Raw genomic sequence first — 21,100 nt, 5'->3', positions numbered from 1 at the left:
TGAATGACTGAATAATTGAATGAGTGAATGGGGAAGCTCTTAATGGATGCTCTCAGTATTTCCGCTGGCATCTAATGGTATGAATGGGTTATAAGCGATCTCCCATAAGTTATCGTCCGGGTCGGCGATGTAGCTGCTGTAGCCACCCCAAAATACTTTTTCAGGTTGCTTCAGTACGCGTACTCCTTTTGCTTCAAGGTATGCAACCAATTCATCCACTTCTTTTTCAGAGCGGACATTGTGTGCCAGCGAAAAACCTCTAAAGCCTTTGCCGTCGGCAGGTACGCCGGCATCATCTGCCAAAGATTCCTGCGGAAATAGTGCCAGTTGAATGCCGTTTAACTGGAAGAAAAGGATGCTCTCGTTGCTGGTTTCTAAAGGCTTCCAGCCAAAGGTGTTGATGTAGAAATCCCGAGACCGTTGCAGGTTTTTTACGCCCAGCGTTATTAATGTTATGCGTTGTTCCATGATTTACTTCCCCCTAACCCCCTCCTGAAAGCAGGAAGGGGAACTGGTGTTATGTTTTAGTTTATACTTTCAACTTTATTTAACTATTTGCTGGCGCGGGTTTGTAACCCGTGTCTTAAACTTCCAACGCTCTTTCGGACATCCGTATCCGAAAGTTATCTGCCGAGGACATCCGTGCCCCATGTTTCGAATAACGCGGACTCGGAAGTCCGCAGCAGAGTTGGTTCCGGACACGGATGTCCAGAACAGCAGAATGTTTAACTCAACTGGGCTGGAGGCCCAACTATAGTTCGACATGAGTCTCGGACCCCGAAGCACTTCGGGACGAGGACGCCCGCGCCATTTTTATTCTCCTTCCCCTGTTTTTAGTGGAAGACCGGGATGGGGTTTAAAACGCCAAACCCAACTGCGTAGCCGGCTTGTCGCCGTATTGCCATTCTTTTATTTCCTGTGTATCGAAGTAATAGAGCACGCATCTTACTTTTTTATAACCAAGTTGCCTGAAACGCACGGCATAATGGTCCAGGCGGTTGCGGTGTTCCGGTTCCGGTGGCGGCGACTTAAACTCTAGCAACACAACTGTTTCCCCGTCGAAAACTATACGGTCGGGTTTGTACAGGTACGCTCGGGCATCCAATACTTCTTTTTCCTGTTCTATAACTACTTTGTTAGAGAAGTAATAAGCCATTTTCGGGTGCTGCACAATTTCGGTTAACAGGCGGTGTAATTCCGGTTTGTCGCGCTCGCTGATGATGCCTTCGTAGCCCATTTGCCGCAGCACCTGGTTTACTTCCGGTGCAAACGTGATCCGCGACAAAGCATAGTGTAGTTTACGGTTTACCTGGCGCTGGCGCTGCTGCGTTTCAAAATCGAAGACGTTGTTGGCGTGCTGTTTTATTTTCAGGCGTTGTTCCCAATCGGTCGTTACCAGGTGCGTCAGTTCAAAGGTACCTTCTTCCGAACTATAGTTATGCTTTTTAGGAGCGTTGCCTTTGGCCAGTTGATAACAGAATCTACCGGGTTCCCATAGTTCTTTTTCCTTCAGATACTGGTACAACAAATGGCTTATATTCTTTACCTGCCCATCCGCCTTCGGCATTTTATCTTCCATCAACAGGTCTTTGGCATTACCGATCATGTACAGCCTTTCGATAGGGCGGGTGAGCGCCACATACAGCATGTTCAGGTTTTCGATAAAGGTCTTCTCAAGCTCTGTTTTATACTGATCGCCCAGTTCCGTATTTTCCAATTTCGAGCCGATGTTTACAGCTACACTGCGTAATTTTCCGGTATAGTTCACGCTGTCAGGCAACTGGCTCCACATCAGCGAGCCACGCTTCGGTTCGGTGCTCCAGTCAGCAAACGGGATGATAACGATAGGGTAGGCCAGGCCTTTGGATTTGTGAATGCTGGTTATAGTTACCGCGTTCCGGTTTTTAGGGGTGTTAATGCTTAGTTTTTCCTTCTGCACATCCCAATACCCCAGGAAGTTGTTCAGGTTGTTGCTGTTCTTTAAACTATACTCCAGCACTAAATCCAGGAAGCGGAAAATGTATTCACACTCGTTGTTATGGCCCAGCAAATTAAAGATGCGGATAAGCCTTTCGGTCAGCTCGTAAATAGATAGGTTTCCGGTATTGCGCTCATCCAGGTCAAACCCAAGTTCTCTGATGTAATCATAAAAAGCGGCCGGGTCTGGGGTGTTAGCTATAGTTGCTATTCGTTGCGTAACCTTCACATCAGGCACCAGGTTCTTCGTAACTAAACTTATCAGGTACAGCGCTTCTGATTTTGCCAGTGCATCGTTTGGCCGGTTAAATACCCTGAACAGGGCAATGATAAAGTTTATAACTTCGGCAAACTGCAGCGACAGGGAATCCTGCGAAATGATGTCGTAGCGGCGTTCTTTCAGGAAATTGGCGATACGCTTGCTGTTCTGGTTTGTGCGGCTGAGTATGGCGATATCGCGCAGTTCGTATCCCTCTGCCACGGCATTCTCCACCAGGTGCACCACCATGTTCAGCATACTTTCATTGTAGCTAATCTCTGCCAGGTGGGTGTATTTCGGGTATAGATCTTCGGTGCGGGTGCAGGTGTCAAAGTCGTACTTGGTGTTGCTGTCGCCTTCGTAGGTAAATAGGACCTGAACATGGCCGCCGGTGTTGGTTGCGTCCGGAACTTCCTGTATAAAATCAGCATCGTAAATAGACGTGAACATACTAAACTCCGGGTGCGCCTGACTGGCAAATGTAAAAATGTCGTTGTTAAAATGAATGATCTCGGCGCGGCTTCTATAGTTCTGGTTCAGGTTGTCGGGTTGCAGCACATCGTTGTTAAGCGTGTGGTAGCGTTCCCGGATCAGGTCAGCGTTGCGGCGGTTCTGGTATAGTTGGGCGGTGTTCTTTTTATAAAGGTGCAGTATCTGTTCCATCTCACCGCCGCGCCAGCGGTAAATGGCCTGTTTTGCATCGCCCACCACCATGCTAAAGTGCCCCGACGCCAGCGCATTCTCTACCAGCGGCAGCAGGTTATTCCATTGCAAAACCGAAGTATCCTGAAACTCATCTATGAGAATGTGGTTATACTTTTCGCCGAGGCGTTCATAAATAAATGGAACCGGCTCCTTTAATACAATATCAATAATGCGCTTGTTGAACTCTGAAATATGGACTGTATTCTTATCCAGTTTTATCTCCTGCAGGCATTTCTCCAGCTCATTCAGTACCGATAGTTTATATAGGTGTGGAACTATAGCATTGAGCAGAGTATACATGCCGGCAAACTGTTCCTTACGATTTTCGAGCTCCTGGTATAGTTCGGCCAGTTGGTCTTTTATACTGTCGATCTGGCTGACTATAAAGCTGTTCTTTTTAGCAGTTGCACTGTACCAGCTGTCGTTCTCCACGATTTTGCGGGCATTGCTATTGCTATAGTTAAGGTCTACAGTTTTAAGCCAGCGATAGAAGTAACCATAAATGCCGTTCTTGCCATACGAGAGGTCAGAAGCATCCAGGTTAGCCTGTTCCAGTAAAGCTACAGCCTGTGTGGCGGGTTCAACTATAGCGGCTTCAATATCCTGTTTGGTCTGGCGCAATTGCTTGTGCACTTCCCTGAAATCTTCCAGTGTAAGTGTTTGCAGATCCGTAATGGCTTCATACACCTGTTCGTTCAGCAGGTTTTTGGCAAAGTCGGCCAGTTCCTGTGTCAGCATGCTCCAGCTACGGCCTTCGCTTGCCTTTTCCAGAATAAACTGCTCCAGGGTTTCGGTAAGCAGGTCGCCTTTTTCGTCTTTTACCTTATCCAGCAGCAACGATACAGCTGTGTTAAGCAGGGTATTCGAGTCCAGGTCTACTTCAAAGTTGTGAGGTATTTTCAGTTCGCGGGCAAAAGCCTGTACGATCTTGTTTACAAAACTATCAATCGTACTGACACTGAAATCGGCATAGTTGTAAAGCACCTGCGTAAAAACAAGTCCGGCTCTTCTTCTGATCTCTTCCTTATCCAGGTACTGTTCCGGATGGGCCTGCTGCAGTTCGCTTGTTATAGTTTCGAGTAGGTTCTCGCTCTTGGCTTTTACTTTTTCCGGCAGGATATCATCGTTAAAGCCGCGTAAAGCCCCCAGAATACGCTCCTTCATTTCGGCGGCCGCATCGTTGGTAAAGGTAATGGCCAGTATAGATCTGTAGTAGTCGGGGTTTGGCTGGTGCAAGGCCAGTTTCAGGTATTCTTTGGTAAGCGCGTATGTTTTGCCTGACCCGGCAGAAGAAGAGTATATTTTAAAAACTGATGCCATTGCAGTTGAGATAAAGCCAGGTATAAAGATACACTTTTGCCCGCCCGCATGCCAGTGTTTGCAAGCTTGTAAGTGAAGTAAATTGCTATGCTGCTGATAGTAAAGGTGTAAAATAAAAACAGGCTGCCTGTAGGGGATAGGCAGCCTGTTTTAGTTTATAGTATGTAGAGTTTATGCAAATGCAGGTTCTTCAATACGTTCTTCAGCTGTTTTTGCAGGTATGGCACTGTTGGCACATACATGGAACATAATGCGGGCCATCGAGATCACGTAATCAGAGATGATACAGTGTTGCTGCTCCATGCCAATTAATACTTTGCTGCCACCAAGGTTAAACTTGCTTAATTCCAGTACTTCATCAAAATTCTGGCGCAGCATTTTAAGTGCTTTAAAAGATGGTTCGTTATAATACATCGGGATAACCTGGCAAACCGCGTAGCTACCCTTAGCGCGTTCCTGTGCTATCATCTGGCACAACGATTCGGTATTTACTTTATCCAGGTCAGAGATAATAACAAAGAAAACGCTTTTCTTGTCAGTTGTCGCCTTACGGGCCGGCACACTGCCTACCAACATGTTACGGCTAACGGAAGAGCCATGCACAAATGCTTCATCCTTCAGAATTTTGTTGTGAATTTTAAAAGCCAGTGCACCAGAAGCAATTAGATTAAAGTCTTTGCCTTGAGTTGAAATTTTTGTAAAATGTAACATAAGTGAGGGACTAAGGGGTTTAAGGTTTTGTTTAATTGATTTTCAGTAAGCGGTGTATTTCTACACGTGCTCATTAGCTTCTGTTCAATAAGGCTTGCAGGTAATATAGGGCAGGGGAGTACCGGGGTTAGGTACGGTTCAATCTGGCATAAGGGTCAGTAGTTTTGGGTTTCGGATTTTGTATACTACGGCACTTGGTTAAAAATAAATGTTCAAATATTTAAATTACTGGTGAATGTGTGCTTTAAATGGGTGAATTGGCTATAATAACGAGCGGCGCAATAAAAGGTTATGCCTAAACAATTTAAAAAGTAATAAATAATAATTAAATATTTACATGTTATGCTCTGTAATACCAGCTAATGTTACAGGGGTAAGTATAGAATAATCCTTATATTTAATTTTTAGGCTTGTTTGATGTAAATAAAGCAGGTTTAAGGAATATTAGTTATTAACCTAAAAACCTCGTACCTTTGCACCCGATTTGGAATAAGTCTGATTTACTGGTATAACTGGCAACGCCACAATTGGATAACCTTTATTTTTTGTTTTTCGATACGTATCATAGGGATAGGTAAAAACAGGCTACTCCAGAGAGTTATATTCAGTAATAAAAAATTAGATGAACAAAATCAGATTTGACGAGCTTCCGCTTTCGCCGGAAGTTCAGCGTGCTATCGCAGACATGGGCTTCGAAGAGGCCTCTCCAATCCAGACAGAAGCAATACCGGTTATTATGGAAGGCCGTGACATTATTGGTCAGGCACAGACAGGTACAGGTAAAACTGCCGCTTTTGGTATTCCAACTATAGAAAGCATTGATGAGAACGACCGCAGTGTGCAGGCGCTTATCCTTTGCCCAACCCGCGAACTGGCTATTCAGGTAGCAGGCGAGATTCAGAAATTAATTAAGTATAAGCCAAATATCAGCATCGTTCCTATTTACGGTGGCCAGGCTTACGACCGTCAGCTGCGTGCCTTAAAGCAAGGTGTTCAGATCGTGATCGGTACGCCGGGTCGTGTAATGGACCACGTAGAGCGCGGAACTTTACGTCTTGATAAGATCCGTAAGATCATTCTGGATGAGGCAGATGAGATGCTTGACATGGGTTTCCGTGACGATATCGAGTTTGTATTGAGCAAAATGCCGGAAGAACGCCAGACGATCTTCTTCTCAGCTACCATGTCTAAGCCGATCATGGACCTTACAAAGCGTTACCAGAAAGATCCGGTAATTGTGAAAGTGGTTCATAAGGAGCTTACCGTTACCAACATCGACCAGATTTATTTTGAAGTGCGTAACAGCATGAAGCAGGAAGTACTTTCTCGCGTGCTGGATATGTTCAACATGAAGTCTGTTGTGATCTTCTGTAATACGAAGCGCATGGTGGATGAACTGGTAACAAGCCTGCAGAGCCGTGGTTATTTAGCCGATGCCCTGCACGGTGACCTTAACCAGAACCAGCGCTCTAACGTGATGGGCAAGTTCCGTAACGCACAGCTGGAGATACTGGTAGCTACAGACGTGGCAGCCCGTGGTCTGGATGTGGAGAACGTGGAAGCCGTATTTAACTACGACCTACCGCAGGATGAAGAAGCTTATGTGCACCGTATCGGCCGTACAGGTCGTGCCGGTAAATCAGGTAAGGCTTACTCTTTTGTATCTGGCCGTTCGGATATGTACAAGCTGAAGGATATCATGCGCTATACAAAAGCAAATATCCAGTTGCAGCAAGTGCCTTCTTACGAAGATGTGAACGAACTGCGTACCAGCATGTTCCTTGAAAAAGTGCGTGAAGTACTGGAGAAAGGAAACCTTACCAAGCATATCACCAGCATAGAGAAACTGGTAAACGAAGACTATACTTCGCTTGAAGTTGCTGCTGCGTTGCTTAAAATGACACTGAAAGAAGCAAAAGTAAAGGAGGCTGGTAAAGAAGCTGAAAAAGGACTTGGTTTCTCTAAGGAAGGTTTCGACCGCCTGTTTATCACCATCGGGAAAAAAGACCGTGTGCATCCGAAAGACCTGATCGATCTGTTAGTTGCAAACTCCGATATTCCGGCTGCTAAAGTGGGTGATATTGATCTGTACGACAAGTTCAGCTTTGTGGAAGTGCCTTCAGAATATACAGCCAACATACTTGAGAAAGTAGGCCGTATTGAAGTGGACGGACGCATGGTTGTTGTTGAGAAGTCTGATAAAAAAGGCGGTGGCAAAGAAGGCGGTGATCGTGAAGATCGCGGTGGAAGAGGTGGCAGCCGTTTCGGCGGTGGCGACAGAGACCGTGATCGTGGTGACCGTGGTGGTAGCCGTTTTGGTGGCCCACGTGGTGGAGGCGATCGTGACCGCGGTGGCGACAGAGGTGGCAGCCGCTTTGGCGGTGGCGACAGAGATCGTGGTGGTGACCGCGGTGGAAGTGGCAGCCGTTTCGGTGGCAGCGATCGTGACCGTGGTGGTGACAGAGGTGGTTTCCGCAGAAAAAGATTTTAATTATTAATAACCTTTGCCTGCTACAGGCGTATACATAACTATACAGCTTTAGAAGCCTAAAAACTTCATTAACTGTTAGAATAAGCCGACTTGAAACGTCGGCTTATTTGTTTTAGGCCTGGTTGATAATTTTCCGGAATTTTTTCTGTAAACAATAACCTTCGGTTTAGACAGGGCGTAAAAGGAGTATCATAAAAAGGTTGGAAGATTACCTAATTGCTCACGCAGTTAGTTATAAGAAGGGTTACATCAGACGGATGTAACCCTTCTTATTTTTTATTCCTATAGTTCCCGACCATTCAACTTCTCAGGAATTAAACTATATTAGTGCTGTACTATGTATTAGATTACCGGTAATATTCACCAATTTATAGTTTATGATCGGTTACTGCACTTCCACACATAGTGCAGCTAACAGGAGTAGGTACTCCTGTTATACTATAGTTGTACAAAATATAAGTCATGAATATGTATCAATTAAATGCTCATGTTTTACCAACAGAATCTTCCAGCAAATATGGGCAAGTTGAAGGTGCATACGCAGTGGTGTTCATCAATTATGCAGACATAGATGGAGCCTTCGAATTAGCGAAGTACTACATCGAGAATGACGGCTGGAAAATAGATGAATTAGAAGATGAATACCTTGTTTTTGAATCTCCTGATGATGTAGAAGAAGATTACCTTGAATTTTACAATGAGGCCTTAAAAGATGGTTACTCTCTTCTTTTTAATTGCTACGAAACAGATGAAGGCACAGAAAACGAAGGCAAGGAAAAATAAAGAGAACTACATTGTACAACAACACCTATAAGGTAGCTATGCCACCTCATAGCCTAGCACGTTACCCACAAAAAAAGGAGCCGAAGCCCCTTTTCATATGTATTAAACTATAACTATAGTTTACGCTTCGCTTCTGGCTTTATCGCGCAGTGCACGGATATGATCATGTGCATGCTTTACATCAATGTACTGCTGCTCAACAATCTGCTTCAGGTTGCCTGGTAAATCTGCCTGGCGGGCTTCTTCAAACGCTTTAACAGCATAGTCTTCGCCACGCTCGCATTCTTCCAGAATTCGTTTCCTGTCCTTTGAGCTGATGGCAGATTTGATGTCGATCCAGATACGGTGTACAGTACCTTCCAGGGAACTGGACTCATCGTCAGTTTTACCCATTTTATGAAGTTCTGCCTGTAGTTCTGTTATCATGCTATCGCGCTGCACAGCGTATTTCATAAATAATTCTTTCAGGTCTCTGTCTTCCACATCTTCAGCGGCAGTTTTGTATCCTTTGGCGCCATCCTTACATCTTTCTATCAGGTGGTGCACTGTCGAGAATACTTCTTTATTGATTTCCATAGTTTTGAAGGTTTAGTTACTATATGCGATATTACTCATATACGTAACGTAAAGTTACTCAGAGCGGTTATGGTTTGGCCGCCATTGCACTACCCGCCAGGTAGCCTGTCGTCCAGGCAGCCTGGAAATTAAAGCCACCGGTTATGCCATCAATGTCCAGCACTTCGCCGGCAAAATGTAAACCCGGGTGCAGGCGGCTTTCCATGGTTTTCATGTTCACATGGCTCAGGTCTATGCCGCCACAGGTCACAAACTCTTCTTTAAATGTGGTTTTGCCTTTCACCTCCACAGCCATACGGAGCAGCGCCTCTACCAGTTTATTTGTGTTTTTCGCTGGCATCTCTGCCCATTTTGTTTCAGATTGAATTTCGGCTAGCGTGGTTAATGCTTTCCAGAGGCGTTGCGGCAGGTTAAAGAGCGGATTGGTAGTTACCGTCTTTTTTGGATGCGCTTGTCTATAGTTCTGTAATTCAGTCCGAAGGCTTTCCTCGGAGTGTGTTGGGATCCAGTTTATAAGTGCCGTAAAACTATAGTTCTGTTGATGGAAAATTCGTGCACCCCAGGCAGACAACTTCAGTACAGCCGGACCACTATAGCCCCAGTGCGTTATAAGTAACGGGCCTTCGTACTCCAGTTTCTGGCCGGCTATGCGCACTTTAGCGTGAGGTACGGATATGCCCATTAACTCCTTTAGCGGGTTTCCCGGCACATTAAAGGTAAATAGCGAAGGCACAGGCTCCTGTATCGGGTGACCAAGCTCTCGCAACCAATCGTAACCGGTTGCTTTAGGATTGCCACCGGTACAGATTAACACTTCATCAGCTGTTAGTTCGGTACCGTTACTTAAGTGAACTATAAAGCTGAGTTGGTTTATAGTTGGGTCAGGAGGAGTAATGCGGGAAACACCAACGCCTGTTTTTATAGTTACCCCAGCTTTGCGGGCTTCCTGCAACAAACAATCCGCTATAGTCTGAGAGTTGTCCGTGACCGGGAACATACGCCCATCGGCTTCAGTTTTAAGTTTTACGCCCCGTTGTTCAAACCAGGTAACCGTTTCCTGTGCACCAAATGTTTTAAAAGCTTCTTTAAGTGGTTTTGCCCCACGCGGGTAATGTTGCGACAATGGACCAGGAGAAAAGCAGTTGTGCGTTACGTTGCAGCGCCCGCCACCTGAAACCAGTACTTTTGCCAGCAACTTGTTTGTTTTCTCGAGCAACACTACTTCAGCATCAGGGTTAGCCTGTGCACACGTTATCGCCCCAAAAAAACCGGCAGCTCCACCACCGATAACTATAACTTTCATTTTAACTTTTTAATTGCCGGATGGTTAAATTGCTTAATTGTTGAGCACAGGTTGAGTTATTAAACAGATTAACCATTTAACAATGCAGCCATTTAACCATTTAATCAACAAAGATACTAAAAGAAGTGCATGGGGTCGGGGTACTGGAATACGTACGGCAGATCATCTTTCAGTTTCTGGTTGCTGATGAGCTTAAAGTTTGTTTCCGCCATTTCCAGGAAGGTTGGAGGCTCCAGGTCAAGGGCCATAGTAGCGGCAGGGTAAAAGTCTTTGCGCATGGGGTGCACGTCGGAGCAGGCATTGTAAATTTCGCCCCACTTTTCCTGTTCTATAATGCGCTTCAGTATCAACACACAATCTTCCCGGTGAATGAGGTTAACAGGTGCATCGCCACCCGGCACATCTTTTTTACCAGCCATAAATCTGCCCGGTCTGCGGTCTTCGCCAACCAGTCCGGCAAACCGAACTATAGTTGTCAGCCACTCTTCGCGGTCCATAAACAGCTTTTCAGCACGCAGCAGGGCATAGCCTGGATCACTTTCTTTTGTAAGTGCTGTATCTTCTTCTGTAACGATACGGTTCAGGTCGTTATACACGGAGGTAGAGGAGGCAAATAATACCTTCTTAACCGGCGAATCCAGCATGGCCTTTAAGAGCAGGTTTAATTGTTCCAGGTAATTGCTTCCACCATCGGAGCGCAGTTTAGGCGGTATGTTCAGTACAAGCACATCCGCTTCCAGGAAATCAGCCAGAGCCATTTCGTCCACTGCTTCGGGTTGCAGGTTCACCAGGTAAGGTTGTATGCCTTTCTGCTCGAGTATTTCCAGTTTTGCAGGGGAGGTGGTAGAGCCTTTCACCCGTTTGCCTGAATTTACCAATGTCTCCGCTAAAGGCAGGCCCAGCCAGCCACAACCTAATATGCTGATATCAGCTTTCTCGCTCATGTAGTTCGTTTATAGTTTATAACAAATGCACAGGCATCCTGTTACAGCTTCCGGGAAGTAAAGTTGCACTATAAAGCCATCCAAAGCAAAATTCACATAAATGCAGTACGATGTAGTGGTAATCGGTTCTGGTTTTGGCGCGCTATCAGCGGCGGCATTGTTGTGCAAACGCGGGCTAAGTGTCTGTATACTGGAACAGGCCAAATACCCGGGCGGCTGCGCTACAACTTATAAACGGCAAGGATACTGGTTTGAGACGGGTGCTACCACTTTGGTTGGCCTGGACGACAACATGCCTCTACGTTACCTGCTCGATGAAACCGGCATACAACTACCAAACCTGCGTAAACTGGAAGTACCCATGCAGGTACAGTTATCCAACGGCGAAATTGTTACACGCTACCCGGATATGGAACAATGGATTGCTGAAGCAGAACGGGTTTTCGGGAAGCCTGGCCAGCGCGCTTTCTGGGAGCATTGTTATAATTTCAGCAAACAGGTATGGCGCGTTTCGCTGCAGCAGCAAAGCTTTCCGTTCTCAAATTTTCAAGATTTCTTACAGGCATTTACTTCCTTCCGGCCTGCACAATTGCAACTTATACCCGGCGCTTTCCGGACAATGGAAAATGTACTAAAGCGCTTTAACCTGCTGGATAATAAGTTGTTTGTTGATTTTGTAAATGAACAGCTGCTGATAACAGCCCAGAATTACCTGGGAGAAGTGAATGAGCTTTTCGGGGCTACGGCCTTATGTTACACCCTGTTTGGCAACTATTACGTTGATGGCGGCTTGATAAACCTGGTAAAGCCTGTACTTAACTATAGCTTAGCGAATGGCGCAACTATAAAATACGGGCATGAAGTAACACGTATTATTCCAGGAAATGGCAACTATAGATCTATAACTACAAAAGGAGAATTTACCAGCCGCTTTGTGATAAGTGGCGTGCCGCTCAACAACACACAATACTTGTTTGAAAACCCAACTATAAAAAAGAGGTTACAGCAATATATTTTACCTTCCAGGGAGTTAAACGGTGCTTTCACAATGAGCCTGGTGCTCAGAAAAAAGCGGAATCTGTCGACGCTTCATCATCAGCTGCATGTTGCAGGTGGCCTGCCAGTAATCGGAAGCAAAAGCATTTTTATCAGTTTCAGTCACCCGGCAGACACGCTTCGGGCACCGGAAGGGGAGCAAGTCACCAGTATCAGCACCCACATTGCCCGCCCGCAAAATACGATCATCCACAATAAGCAGATCATCGAAAAAGCCATATTAGCTAGGCTGGCACAAGCTGAACTTGTAATGCCTGAAGATATTATTTGTTACCAGTCTGCCACACCGGGCGCCTGGCAATTCTGGACAGGCAGGGCCTATGGAGCAGTAGGGGGTTACCCGCAATACAACCGCATTAAACCATGGCAAATGAAAGATGCCCGCCTGGACCATAAAGGAGCTTATGTATGTGGTGATACCGTATATCCTGGTCAGGGTATAGTTGGTGTTTGCCTGAGCGGGATTATCGCTTTCCGCAAACTGATGCAGGATCATTTTTGAATCATAATCTTTTCCTGTTGCTCTGGCTCTCCTGCATCTGTTTATTTCCGGATAACCGGCACTTATTTATAGACTGGTAAACAGGCAACTAAAGCATGTTTTATCAATGTTGTAACATTGTTATAGGTTGATTATCAACACTATAGCAAGCAGTTTTTGAATATTAACCAACCGGCATATAAGGAAAGAAAGAACTTCGGGTTATATAACAAAAAATTAATATTCGGATAAGTATGAATCCGTGGCAACCTGCCATCTTTAATACCTAAATCAACCCTATATCTAAATGAAAAAATCTTTACACCGCGTACTGTATCTTGCCTTCGCGGGCCTGATGCTTGTGTCCTGTTCGAAGGACAATGTGCAACCCGATGGAGTTGTAAAAGACCTCGAGGGAGTGTCGAAAGTAGCAAATGCCACCGCTACAAAAGATAGCAACCTGGCGATGGGTAACCCAAGCGGAGCCGGAACCAGTTACTCTAATTACCTGATCAACAAAAGCCAGTTCTCTATGTCGTACAACAGCTACCGCGGTACGCCAAATTGGGTAAGCTGGCATTTAAGCAGCGCTTGGCTGGGCAGCACGCCACGCCAGGACGATTTCAGGGCAGATAACTCACTGCCTACTGCATTCTACCGTGTTACGCCTGCCGATTACACTGGTAGCGGTTTCGACCGTGGTCATAATACGCCTTCAGCTGATCGTACCCTAACCGTTACCGACAACTCGGCTACTTTCCTGATGAGCAACATGATTCCGCAAGCACCAACCAATAACCAGCAGACGTGGGCAAACCTTGAAAACTACTGCCGCACATTAGTAAACCAGGGTAACGAACTATACATTATTATGGGGAGCTATGGTACAGGCGGAACTGGAAGCGCAGGTTACAAAACTACACTGGCCGGTGGCAAAGTTACTGTACCAAACCGCATCTGGAAAGTTATAGTGGTGTTACCGGTTGGTACCGGCGATGCTGCCCGTGTTACTACAGGCACCCGTGTTATCGCAATTGATACCCCGAACTCAACATCTATCAGCAGCAGTTGGGGTGGATACCGCACTACCGTAGATGCCATCGAATCTAGCACGGGTTACAATATTTTATCGAATGTTTCGAGCACTGTACAAAGTGTGATTGAGGCTCGCGTAGATAACGGCCCTACTTCGTAAACCCAAACCCTAAATCCAGTTACACTAAAACAGCCCGGTTAATTGCCGGGCTGTTTTGTTTTCAGGTCTCTACAACTATAGTTCTTAATCCGGCAAAGTCGCCTTCCTGCGTTTTGCCTAAAATATAAACTGTAACGCTGATCTCATCAGCTTTGTAAACTTGCACATCCTGCAGTAGCTCTTGCAGTTTTTGTTGCAGTTGCTTATACCTTTTCACTTCCTGTTTTCGCTCTTCGCCATCTTCGGGTACAGGCGCACCATGTTTCTGAAAAAGTAGTCCAGTTCTTCGGTCTTGATTTCTGACCCGCCGGATTTACCTGCTAATGTTGCGACGGTATCTTTGTTCAGAGGCAGGTTCTGGGTGTTTTCAAAATAATAGAACTCAAATGGGCTATCAGTTTCGCTGCGCATCATTAGCCCATCAAATAACGGCTTTAACTCATTTTCTAGTTGCTCTTTGCTCATAAGGAAGTATAGTTTTCAAAAGGATCGTACTTTGTGAAAAATTACCAATATGCTTGCTTATATTTAGCAAACACCAATGGTGCAGCTATTATACGAAGCTGATCTAACTTTAAACTGAAAATTTGTTATGAAGGCAGAACCAATGCTGAAAGAAGGTGCCCTGCAAGGTAAAACAATTATAGTTACAGGCGGCGGCACCGGGCTTGGCCGCTCTATGGTGAAGTATTTTCTGGAACTGGGCGCCAACGCCGTTATCTGCAGCCGCAAAATGGATGTGCTCCAAAAAGCAGCTGAAGAACTGATGCAGGAAACCGGCGGACAAGTTTTGCCTATAGCCTGCGACGTGCGCAAGTACAACGAGATAGGAGCCATGCTGCAGGCAACTATAGATAAGTTTGGCAGCGTAGATGTGCTGGTGAATAACGCAGCCGGCAACTTTGTAAGCCCAACCGAGCGCCTGAGCCACAAAGCGTTTGACGTGATTACAGATATAGTACTGAAAGGAAGCTACAACTGCACACTGGCTTTAGGCAAGCATTGGATAGAAAAGAAGCAACCTGCAACCATACTGAACATAGTTACCACCTATGCCTGGACTGGATCAGGTTATGTGGTGCCATCGGCTTGTGCTAAAGCCGGTGTGCTGGCCATGACGCGCTCGCTGGCATCTGAGTGGGCCAAATATGGTATCCGTTCCAACGCTATTGCGCCAGGTCCATTCCCAACAGAGGGCGCCTGGACACGCCTGTTCCCGAAACAGCTGGCCGATAAACTAGACCCATTGAAACGCATACCTGTAGGCCGTTTTGGAGAACATCAGGAACTGGCCAATTTAGCTGCTTACCTGGTATCTGATTATGCTTCTTTTGTGAATGGGGAAGTAGTAACGATTGATGGCGGCGAATGGCTGTATGGTGCAGGTGAGTTCAATTCCTTTGATATGATTCCGCAGGAAATGTGGGATGCGATGGAAAAGCAGATGCGCGGCAAAGGTCAGTAACTATAGTTCTATAGTTTAGCTAATAAAAAAGCAGCGCCATAACCGGCGCTGCTTTTTTTGTATAGGGATAGCTGCCGGTTAAGTTATAGTTTAAACACTATGCCTGCGTTTTAACCAGTAGCTGTGTCTGCGCCGGGGTATTAACTAATGGGCTTTCAGCAGGTTTATCGCGGTTACCGGTGATTACCTGGAAAAAGCCGGGTGTTGTTCTCCGCAGTATTTCGCCTGCCATTATGCTTGCCAGTATCACAACTATAGGAGCGAACAGGTACACAAGAAGCGAGGTAATATCAGTGCCGGAGTATAGTATCAATAAAAGCCCCTTCTTGCAAATGGTTAGCAGCGGCTCATGGAAGGCATAGATAAAGAAAGGCGAAACAGCACTGAAAAGCCACTTACGGTTAACAATCCGCGTTTTATCCACTACTCTATTTATGCATTGCCAGGTTGCTACAAATCCTGTAACTATAGCCAGTTTGTGCAGCAACATTAAAACCAGTTGGTTGTCGTAGCCCAGAAAACTCAGTTCCGTTTTAAAGATTAGTAAGCCTAACCAACCAAGCAGAACCGGTAAAAAGTTATAGTTGGTTTTTAATTTTGCAACCAGGTCAGGATTGAGTTTCAGATAACATCCCAAGGAGAAAAAAAGCAGCGACTCGGAAACAAAAATTCCGAAATCAAGGTCAGCGAACCACGTAACAGCCAACAGCGCCAGGAAATTTTCCTGCAGGTATTTTACAAAGAGCCAGACTGCCGGAGCCACCAGGGCAAGTATCATCAGGTCGCGCAGGAACCACAACTGATAGGGTATAGGATGCAATACAAGGGTAGTAAGCAACTGCTCAAAGCTCATATCCCGGATAATTCTGTTCGGGAAGTATGGTGTAATGGGTGGGAAAAGCTGTAAGACATAATAGAGACCAATACCAAACGCTGACCAAAGCAGAAAAGGTATAAGCAGGGACGAAATCCGTTTATTTATTTTTTGCAGAATAACTGCCGCTTTTGGTTTAAACCCGATAAAGAAAAGAAACCCTGAAACGGTAAAGAACAGAGGAGTAGCCACACGGGCAACACCATGCGAGATAAAATCCTGAATAAAAGTATTGTAGTTTTTATGTTCTGTTAACGCTCCGGCATAACCATTCAGATCCAGTGTATACGCATGCACATAAACTACCAGTATCATTGAAACTAACGATAACAACCTTATTTTAAAGCTTAATTGCTTATCGATTTGTTCCATGACTAAACTATGCTTTACTGTAACTGGATGACGTTAAATATGGGGATGCCTTTGCCGGACTGTTCACTATAGATTAACATTACTTAATATTTATTTTAAAGTTGCATTATAGAAAGGTTAGTAAGAGCATATATTGTGATTGAGCATAAAAGCCAGGTAGCTTGACTGTGCAGGTTAGTTGGAGCATAAAAGTTTTCCGAACTATAGCAGCAGGCTAATTTGTAAAAGAGTTGCATGGCAGTCTGGCAGGTAATCTTAAATAATTACTTCTCTCATTTTTAACCGTAGTATCTTTGCTGGTATAAACCAAACTATACGGTATGTCAATTGCTGCTTTAGGCCTGTCTCAGGCGCTGCAAAAAGCTATAAAAGAACAAGGCTACACGGATTTATATCCGATACAGGAGCAGGCCATACCTGCCATATTAAAAGGAAATGATGTGCTTGGTATTGCCCAGACCGGATCCGGTAAAACAGCAGCTTTTGCCTTGCCTATTTTGGAGCTTCTTCATAAGAAAACGTCCTCTAAAAACCGTTTTGTAAAAGCCTTGGTGCTGGTGCCGACCCGCGAACTGGCCGTGCAGGTAGAAGAAACTTTTTACAACCTAAGTTTGCATTTGCCCCGGAAAGTAAAGACACTGGCTGTGTATGGTGGCATTTCTATCAATCCGCAGATGATGAAGCTGAGTGGAACCGATGTGCTGGTGGCTACACCGGGGCGTTTGCTGGATTTGATAGACCATAATGCGGTGAAATTGGCGGAAGTGGAGATACTGGTGCTGGACGAAGCGGATAAAATGCTGAACCTTGGCTTTAAGGAAGAAATGGACCGGATATTTGCCTTACTGCCGGCCCAACGCCAGAGCCTGCTGTTCTCGGCTACTTTAGGTGGCGATATTCAAACTATAGTTGAAACGCAGTTACATTCTCCTGTAACGATACAGGTTGAAGCCGAGGCTTCCGTACCCGAACTGATAGACCAGGTGGCCTACCAGGTTTCTCCAGAAAAGAAAGGACCCTTGCTACGATACCTCATAAAACAGGAGAATATGGAGCAGGTATTGGTATTCGCATCCTCTATCCGGACGGCCGATAACATAGTTGGCAAACTGAAGAAACATGGCATAGAAGCAGCAGCGTTACACGGTGATAAAAGCCAGGGTGCAAGAACTGAAGCGTTGAAGCAGTTTAAAGCCGGCAAAATTCGTGTTTTGGTAGCCACAGACCTTGCCTCGCGCGGTATTGATATCAAGTTTTTGCCCTTTGTTATAAACTATGAATTGCCCCGCTCGCCCAAAGATTATGTGCACCGCATTGGCCGCACAGGCAGGGCAGAGGCTACCGGTAAAGCTATCTCTTTAATCACACCCGAAGACGCGCATCACTTCAAGATCATCCAGAAAAAAATGGGTAAGCAGGTAACTATAGTTCAGTCGGAGGATCTGGATTTAAATGGAGTGTAGTTTGATCGTTTTAACGTCTCGTGCAGCAAATGGGCGAGGCAAAGCTGAGTATAAATGCTGCACCTTGTTACCAGCTGTATTTTCTACTTTTTTGTTTTCTATAAACTATAAGCTGACACGGATAGAATCTGTTGCCGTCTCTTCTTCGCAATCAGGCTTGCCAATGACAACGACACTTTTACCTTTTTCCATTTCAGCTATTTCTAAAGCATAGAAGTCTTGGTTTACCTTTTCACTGATGCCGCTCTTGTCGATTTGGTAAATGGCAAGTCTAGCGGTGCAGTCAGGGTATTGGTAGTCCCACACAAATACAAGGCTATTCTGTCCAGTGGTTTCAGGTATATAGAGTTTGTCCGACTGTAGCCTGTTTTGAAGTTTTAGCTTTGTCTCTTTGTCAATCAAAGCCCCCTGCACATTCTTGTACACATACTCCTTGTTGCTGGCGAGCTTTACTTTCATAATAGTGAATAGCTGTGGGTCTCCTTTTAAGTCTTCTAGATTCTCCAATACAATTGTATCAGCTTTTCCATCATAATCTAGGTCAATGATATACCTGTCAACTAAATATGTGCTTAAAGTGTCAACTCCTTTGTACTCTTTAAAGTCACCTGTATACTCAACGGTATAAGTTCTCTCACCTGCCTGTTGGCTACACGAGTAAAACAGTAAGGAGATTGCGAGTAGAAGGTTTTTCATTCGTGATTGATATTGCTGGTAACAAACAAGGCCAGGAGGCGCCGAGGCTTGCCTGCCTTGCCTTGGTGACTTCTGGGCGTAGTTATCCGTGCTTGTTTTTCCTTTTTTGTAGTGACTGCTGGTCTTAATTTCTTTCTTTATTTAAGGAAAAACAAGCTGCTCGTTGGGTTATTTTCTCCTTATAAATTCTTTTTCCAAATGGCGGCTTTAGCCACGGGCCATGTTGTTGATACGGGTATCGGCAAGCGTGGCCAGGGGCGGTAGGCTTTAAAATTAATCCATCAAAGGCATCTTTTATCAAGTGTTAAAGCCTGTAAAAGAGTTACCTAGCCGAAGTGAGCCTACTTGACTTTATCCTTTTTCAAGACTAACTTCGCCCGCTCCAAGTCTTGCATGGGGACGCTTCCGTCCGAAAGCACTGGCTTTCTCCGGCATCGCCGCCGCAAGACTTCCAGTCACAAATTCCATTTATGCCTTTGGCTCTTTTACAGGCCTTTTCTTTTAAGCCTGTGATCCCTTCCTACTACTAAAGCCTGAAAGCTTCGCCATTTTTTTAATCTGAAAATAATCCCAATGACGGATTAACTATTGTATAACAGGAGTACCTACTCCTGTTATCTGCACTATGTGTGGTGTTAATTTTGCTTTATTGTGTGTATCCGTTTTCGGGGGTAATGTATAAAGCATTTTTCCATATAGTTTAGCTAATATAATAAGTTTTCTAAAGATTATCCAGCGGGCTCACAATTTTGTCTAAAGCATAGCTCGTGACATGGGTATATATCTCAGTGGTCTTGCTTGAGCGATGCCCAAGCAGTGTTTGAATGTATCGCAGGTCGGTACCTTGTTCCAACAGGTGTGTTGCAAAAGAGTGACGCAATGTGTGTGGCGTAGCTTTAACAAGTATTCCGGCTCTTTTTCTGCATCCCTGAAACACATTCCGCAAGCTGTCTGCGGTGTATTGCCCGCCAAACTGGCCTTCAAACAGCCATACTTTAGGTCTGTATTCTTTATAATACGCCCTAAGGTTTTGCAGTAGCTTCAGAGACAGTACTGTAGTGCGGTCTTTTTTGCCTTTTCCACCTCGTATATATAGTACATTCCGTTCTGATTGTATGTCTGTGATCTGGAGGTTAATTACTTCCCCGATGCGCAGCCCACCTGCATAAAGCAGCTGTAACATGCAGCGGTGCTTCAGGTTATCGGTAGCTTCCAGTATTCTGCTTACTTCCTGTTTACTAAGCACCAGCGGCAGCTTCTCAGGCTTTTCGGGTCGCTCCAGATTGTTTAGCTGTACTTCGTGGCGGTTTAATATGCGCTGGTAATAAAATTTAACGGCATTAATACTCTGGTTTATCAATGAGCTGGAGTAGCTGCCTGCTTGTACCATTGCCCGGTGATAGGCATTAATGTCTGTCTCAGTAAAGTTGTTTATATCAGTTAGTGGGTTGCCTTTATGGCTGTTTAAAAATCGTAATAACAAATTATGGTAAGTCCTGATGGTGTTGATGCTATAGTTCAGTATGTACAGCTTCTCCAGGTACGCAATTGGGCAACTGATATAGTTTGGGCACTTAGCATAGGTCTGTTCCCAGAGCTGCCGCATAAGCGTTACATCACGTAACTGCAGTTCCTGGCTCAGCCAAAGCCATGCCTTACCTTGCAGATCGCTTGCAACTTTAAGTATATGTTGTCCGCCCTCAGGTATACTAAAGCACTTCTGATCTTTCTGCCAGGTAGTACCAATGCTGCTGTTTAATGTTTGATAAAGAATTGTATCCGGATTAAAAGTAATACCGATAACAGTGGTGTTTTTAGTAGTTAGCATGGGCTGAAGGCGCACTATAGGCAGATCAGGCAATTTTTGTAGTGGCTCACCCTGTTGCTTTCCGTTAACTATCGGCACAATTTTATCTGGTTTAAGCCTTTTTGGCCTGTACAGGTAACGCGTGTTTACATTGGCCAGCCCCTGAAAATGCGAAAATGTCATTTCTATTGCCTGCGGGCTGTGGTGCATTACAAAGCATTTAAATGTTTTACTATACTTTACCCAAGAGGCTTCCCTTAGCCTTTTAGTTATAAATGGGTTAGGTTTATGCCATATCCGGATGTAGTTTTTGCCATCATGCTCTAAAAGATTAAGATAAATAGCAGGAGCAACACTATAAGATTGATTCATATGCAAATAATTGAAAAGCCGAAGTTACAACCAATCAGTTTGTTAGCCGTGTTTATACTCGTGTATAAACGGATATACACGAGTATAAACACAGCTATAGATGGTACCAGACAGGGAGTGTCCCCAATGCAACAGGCAGCTCATTGGGCGTTCAGATAAAAAGTTTTGTTCCGATCAGTGCAGGTTTCTGTTCAATAACACGAAGAAGAAGTCAGATAAAGGGGAGTTGTTAATGCTGCAGCTAAACAGC

At 45.0% G+C, this 21,100-nt stretch carries 15 protein-coding genes and 1 pseudogene; 6 read left to right on the top strand and 10 right to left on the bottom strand.

The annotated features are described in order from the left end of the window. Positions 1 to 39 precede the first annotated feature (39 nt). The 3 genes from GSQ66_RS05245 to GSQ66_RS05235 all read right to left on the bottom strand — a co-directional run bounded on the left by GSQ66_RS05245 (position 40) and on the right by GSQ66_RS05235 (position 4,972). A complete protein-coding gene (locus GSQ66_RS05245) occupies positions 40 to 468 on the bottom strand; it encodes a VOC family protein (RefSeq protein WP_162426497.1) in 429 nt (142 codons plus the stop codon). Between the two features lie 388 nt (positions 469 to 856). After that, positions 857 to 4,261, bottom strand: a complete 3,405-nt coding sequence (locus GSQ66_RS05240; RefSeq protein ID WP_162426496.1) for a UvrD-helicase domain-containing protein — start codon at positions 4,259 to 4,261, stop codon at positions 857 to 859. 171 nt (positions 4,262 to 4,432) lie between these two features. After that, positions 4,433 to 4,972, bottom strand: coding sequence for a hypothetical protein (locus GSQ66_RS05235; protein WP_162426495.1), 540 nt, complete (start codon positions 4,970 to 4,972; stop codon positions 4,433 to 4,435). Between the two features lie 622 nt (positions 4,973 to 5,594). Between GSQ66_RS05235 and GSQ66_RS05230 the strand changes: the two genes are divergently transcribed. Together GSQ66_RS05230 and GSQ66_RS05225 are read left to right on the top strand one after the other, a co-directional pair. Beyond that, on the top strand, positions 5,595 to 7,463 hold the full coding sequence (locus tag GSQ66_RS05230; protein WP_162426494.1) for a DEAD/DEAH box helicase: 1,869 nt from the start codon (positions 5,595 to 5,597) through the stop codon (positions 7,461 to 7,463). Positions 7,464 to 7,925: 462 nt separating this feature from the next. Then, complete coding sequence (locus GSQ66_RS05225) at positions 7,926 to 8,246, top strand: hypothetical protein (protein WP_162426493.1); 321 nt, start codon at positions 7,926 to 7,928, stop codon at positions 8,244 to 8,246. Positions 8,247 to 8,366: 120 nt separating this feature from the next. Here the strand turns inward: GSQ66_RS05225 and GSQ66_RS05220 are convergent, their stop codons facing one another. The 3 genes from GSQ66_RS05220 to GSQ66_RS05210 all read right to left on the bottom strand — a co-directional run bounded on the left by GSQ66_RS05220 (position 8,367) and on the right by GSQ66_RS05210 (position 11,069). Next, positions 8,367 to 8,822, bottom strand: coding sequence for a ferritin-like domain-containing protein (locus GSQ66_RS05220; RefSeq protein ID WP_162426492.1), 456 nt, complete (start codon positions 8,820 to 8,822; stop codon positions 8,367 to 8,369). Positions 8,823 to 8,889: 67 nt separating this feature from the next. Further along, positions 8,890 to 10,125, bottom strand: a complete 1,236-nt coding sequence (locus tag GSQ66_RS05215) for a BaiN/RdsA family NAD(P)/FAD-dependent oxidoreductase (protein WP_162426491.1) — start codon at positions 10,123 to 10,125, stop codon at positions 8,890 to 8,892. Between the two features lie 116 nt (positions 10,126 to 10,241). Continuing rightward, a complete protein-coding gene (locus GSQ66_RS05210) occupies positions 10,242 to 11,069 on the bottom strand; it encodes an SDR family oxidoreductase (RefSeq protein WP_162426490.1) in 828 nt (275 codons plus the stop codon). Between the two features lie 100 nt (positions 11,070 to 11,169). Between GSQ66_RS05210 and GSQ66_RS05205 the strand changes: the two genes are divergently transcribed. Next, on the top strand, positions 11,170 to 12,627 hold the full coding sequence (locus GSQ66_RS05205; protein ID WP_162426489.1) for a phytoene desaturase family protein: 1,458 nt from the start codon (positions 11,170 to 11,172) through the stop codon (positions 12,625 to 12,627). Between the two features lie 286 nt (positions 12,628 to 12,913). After that, entirely contained in the window at positions 12,914 to 13,801 is an 888-nt protein-coding gene (locus tag GSQ66_RS05200; protein WP_162426488.1) for a DNA/RNA non-specific endonuclease, read from the top strand. 61 nt (positions 13,802 to 13,862) lie between these two features. Here the strand turns inward: GSQ66_RS05200 and GSQ66_RS18895 are convergent. Then, positions 13,863 to 14,212, bottom strand: a pseudogene (locus GSQ66_RS18895) (nuclease A inhibitor family protein). Positions 14,213 to 14,393: 181 nt separating this feature from the next. Here GSQ66_RS18895 and GSQ66_RS05185 point away from each other — a divergent pair. After that, entirely contained in the window at positions 14,394 to 15,266 is an 873-nt protein-coding gene (locus GSQ66_RS05185) for an SDR family oxidoreductase (protein WP_162426485.1), read from the top strand. Positions 15,267 to 15,363: 97 nt separating this feature from the next. Here GSQ66_RS05185 and GSQ66_RS05180 read toward each other — a convergent pair whose 3' ends face one another. Beyond that, a complete protein-coding gene (locus GSQ66_RS05180) occupies positions 15,364 to 16,512 on the bottom strand; it encodes an acyltransferase family protein (protein WP_162426484.1) in 1,149 nt (382 codons plus the stop codon). Between the two features lie 320 nt (positions 16,513 to 16,832). Here GSQ66_RS05180 and GSQ66_RS05175 point away from each other — a divergent pair, with 320 nt between their 5' ends. Next, on the top strand, positions 16,833 to 17,975 hold the full coding sequence (locus GSQ66_RS05175) for a DEAD/DEAH box helicase (RefSeq protein ID WP_162426483.1): 1,143 nt from the start codon (positions 16,833 to 16,835) through the stop codon (positions 17,973 to 17,975). A 105-nt stretch (positions 17,976 to 18,080) separates the two neighbouring features. Here GSQ66_RS05175 and GSQ66_RS05170 read toward each other — a convergent pair whose 3' ends face one another. Both GSQ66_RS05170 and GSQ66_RS05165 read right to left on the bottom strand, forming a co-directional pair. Then, positions 18,081 to 18,671 carry a hypothetical protein gene (locus GSQ66_RS05170; protein WP_162426482.1) on the bottom strand — a complete coding sequence of 197 codons (591 nt, stop codon included), beginning with the start codon at positions 18,669 to 18,671 and terminating at the stop codon, positions 18,081 to 18,083. 721 nt (positions 18,672 to 19,392) lie between these two features. Then, the gene (locus GSQ66_RS05165; protein WP_238395823.1) at positions 19,393 to 20,850 is read right to left on the bottom strand and encodes a tyrosine-type recombinase/integrase; all 1,458 of its coding nucleotides are present in this window, start codon (positions 20,848 to 20,850) and stop codon (positions 19,393 to 19,395) included. Positions 20,851 to 21,100 lie beyond the last annotated feature (250 nt).

It is taken from the genome of Pontibacter pudoricolor (genome assembly GCF_010092985.1).
GTDB classification, from domain to species: Bacteria; Bacteroidota; Bacteroidia; order Cytophagales; family Hymenobacteraceae; genus Pontibacter; species Pontibacter pudoricolor.
The sequence above is the reverse complement of the archived record's forward strand: the minus strand, read 5'-3'. Positions and strand labels throughout refer to the sequence as shown.

Bases quoted from the DNA above. Each gene is read 5' to 3' on its own strand.
- GSQ66_RS05245 (WP_162426497.1), bottom strand. From the start codon at position 468: ATGGAACAACGCATAACATTAATAACGCTGGGCGTAAAAAACCTGCAA.
- GSQ66_RS05240 (WP_162426496.1), bottom strand. From the start codon at position 4,261: ATGGCATCAGTTTTTAAAATATACTCTTCTTCTGCCGGGTCAGGCAAA.
- GSQ66_RS05235 (WP_162426495.1), bottom strand. From the start codon at position 4,972: ATGTTACATTTTACAAAAATTTCAACTCAAGGCAAAGACTTTAATCTA.
- GSQ66_RS05230 (WP_162426494.1), top strand. From the start codon at position 5,595: ATGAACAAAATCAGATTTGACGAGCTTCCGCTTTCGCCGGAAGTTCAG.
- GSQ66_RS05225 (WP_162426493.1), top strand. From the start codon at position 7,926: ATGAATATGTATCAATTAAATGCTCATGTTTTACCAACAGAATCTTCC.
- GSQ66_RS05220 (WP_162426492.1), bottom strand. From the start codon at position 8,822: ATGGAAATCAATAAAGAAGTATTCTCGACAGTGCACCACCTGATAGAA.
- GSQ66_RS05215 (WP_162426491.1), bottom strand. From the start codon at position 10,125: ATGAAAGTTATAGTTATCGGTGGTGGAGCTGCCGGTTTTTTTGGGGCG.
- GSQ66_RS05210 (WP_162426490.1), bottom strand. From the start codon at position 11,069: ATGAGCGAGAAAGCTGATATCAGCATATTAGGTTGTGGCTGGCTGGGC.
- GSQ66_RS05205 (WP_162426489.1), top strand. From the start codon at position 11,170: ATGCAGTACGATGTAGTGGTAATCGGTTCTGGTTTTGGCGCGCTATCA.
- GSQ66_RS05200 (WP_162426488.1), top strand. From the start codon at position 12,914: ATGAAAAAATCTTTACACCGCGTACTGTATCTTGCCTTCGCGGGCCTG.
- GSQ66_RS05185 (WP_162426485.1), top strand. From the start codon at position 14,394: ATGAAGGCAGAACCAATGCTGAAAGAAGGTGCCCTGCAAGGTAAAACA.
- GSQ66_RS05180 (WP_162426484.1), bottom strand. From the start codon at position 16,512: ATGGAACAAATCGATAAGCAATTAAGCTTTAAAATAAGGTTGTTATCG.
- GSQ66_RS05175 (WP_162426483.1), top strand. From the start codon at position 16,833: ATGTCAATTGCTGCTTTAGGCCTGTCTCAGGCGCTGCAAAAAGCTATA.
- GSQ66_RS05170 (WP_162426482.1), bottom strand. From the start codon at position 18,671: ATGAAAAACCTTCTACTCGCAATCTCCTTACTGTTTTACTCGTGTAGC.
- GSQ66_RS05165 (WP_238395823.1), bottom strand. From the start codon at position 20,850: ATGAATCAATCTTATAGTGTTGCTCCTGCTATTTATCTTAATCTTTTA.